The organism is Enterococcus quebecensis (genome assembly GCF_001730365.1).
In the GTDB taxonomy this organism is placed as follows: Bacteria; Bacillota; Bacilli; order Lactobacillales; family Enterococcaceae; genus Enterococcus_L; species Enterococcus_L quebecensis.
Genome location: NZ_MIKB01000010.1, coordinates 1 through 1,789, shown reverse-complemented (window position 1 = coordinate 1,789; position 1,789 = coordinate 1). Strand labels below are relative to the sequence as shown.

1 protein-coding gene is annotated in these 1,789 nt (G+C 37.3%); it reads right to left on the bottom strand.

What is annotated here, in order from left to right; translation table 11 throughout:
* A partial coding sequence (locus tag BCR23_RS14695) for an Ig-like domain-containing protein (protein WP_069634284.1) occupies window positions 1-1,789 on the bottom strand: 1,789 nt, incomplete at both ends.

Below are 1,789 nucleotides of genomic sequence, written 5' to 3'. Positions count from 1 at the left end.
AATTTACTCGGTTCATAAATAGATATACCTTGTTCATTAAGCTTTGTGTCTACAACCTTCCCTACATCATAAGAACGGTATAATAAACTACTGGCAGAAATAATGCCATCCGCTGTTTGAAGAGGGTGTTCCAGCTTGGCCGTTAAACGCCATTTATTCATTTTGAATCGTGTATCGCTTATAGAAACACTCAACTTATCTTCTGGAGAAACAAACTGTTTCTTTGATTTGATTGTTTGTGTACCAAAAGATAGGTTGTTGATCGTTTTATCAAAAGCCAAACTTCCTTCTAACAACGTCACTTTAAAGACTCGTTTCAAACTGCCGATTTCGACTGTAATCGTATATACACCAGGTTGTTTTTTTAAGGTTCCCTGATTGTACGTTAACTCATCGTTAATCATCTGACCTGTTGCTAATTTCCAAGCTTCCACTTGCCCGTGTGTTAAAACAAATTGCCTTTGCTCTTCAGCTGTTTCTGGTAAATCAATCGCTAATGCAGAAAAATCATCGGCTTTGAGAAGATGGTTACTATCTATCATTGTTAACTCATCCTTCACAGTTATTGGTACGACAACCACTAAAAAGTTGCCCGCTCTATCTGTCAAAGTAATTTCTGCTGTTTTATATCCTGTTTGGGAAATGTCTGGAACTTTAGTCATTTTTATAGTTAAATTATCGGCTCCAATTCCCGCATTATCCGAAATATTTTTCAACATTTTATCTACAGCTGGAAGAGGATTCCCCAAAGTTAACGCTTGTTTAACCGCTTCTGCTTTTGGTGCTGTCGTGTCCGCTACAACCTGCGTGTCAGAAGCTACACTGGTATTCCCTGCCGCATCCGTTGAAGTACTATAATAGACTTTATACGGAATTATTGGTTTTTTGGCCGCTGGAACAGGAATCGAGAATTGACCGTTTGAATCTGCTTTCCCAGTCAAAAACAGCGTCTCATTCCCCTTATCATATATATTCACCGTTGAGCCTGATTCTGCCTGACCAGAAATTGTTCCGTCAGCATCTTTGATTGGATTTAGAACAGGCTGTTCTGGTGGTACAGTATCTTTTATAACTCGTACTTGAGAGGCTGTTTTACCACGTAACATACTGAAAACTGTAACTGTTTCGTATTCTTTAAAGTATTTCCCCTCTGGCAATGAGTATGTGAACTTCCCGTCATTATCTGCACGAATTTGATACTTTCTTGTATCGTCAGCAACTTCTGAATATAACGTCCCTTCTGGAAAGTCCGCTATTCCTGAAAACTGAACAAATGAGTTAGGATAGGTGCTTCCGGTAATCGTATGACTTTGTTCATTTTTATGATCATTCACTAATTCAGCTGGAATCTTCAATGTCATGGTAATTTTATCCAACAATGCTTGAGCCTTTGCAAGCTCTTTTTTCAATTCAGCACTAATTGACGCATGAACAACTGTATCAATTACTTTTTGTGTTTCATTAAGCTTTAGTTGTGTTGTAGACAGTTTTAATTCAGTCTGAGTACTGTCTGTATACAGCGCTTCAAGACTCGCTCTAGACTCTACAATTCCTTGATTTAGATCAATAATAGATGTATTCTGGAATTTTGTACTAGAATAATAAGAGGGTAAAGAACTCATACTAAAAACAAGAGTCAGTTCATTTGTCGTTGCTTGGAAAACTTTTTTAATTGTTGTAGGACCTAACTCACGACGAATTAATTCACTGTAGTCTGGATAAATAGATACTGGGTTATTTACATCTGAGTTTGATAACAAATCTAGTGCATAGATCACTAATTTTCCAG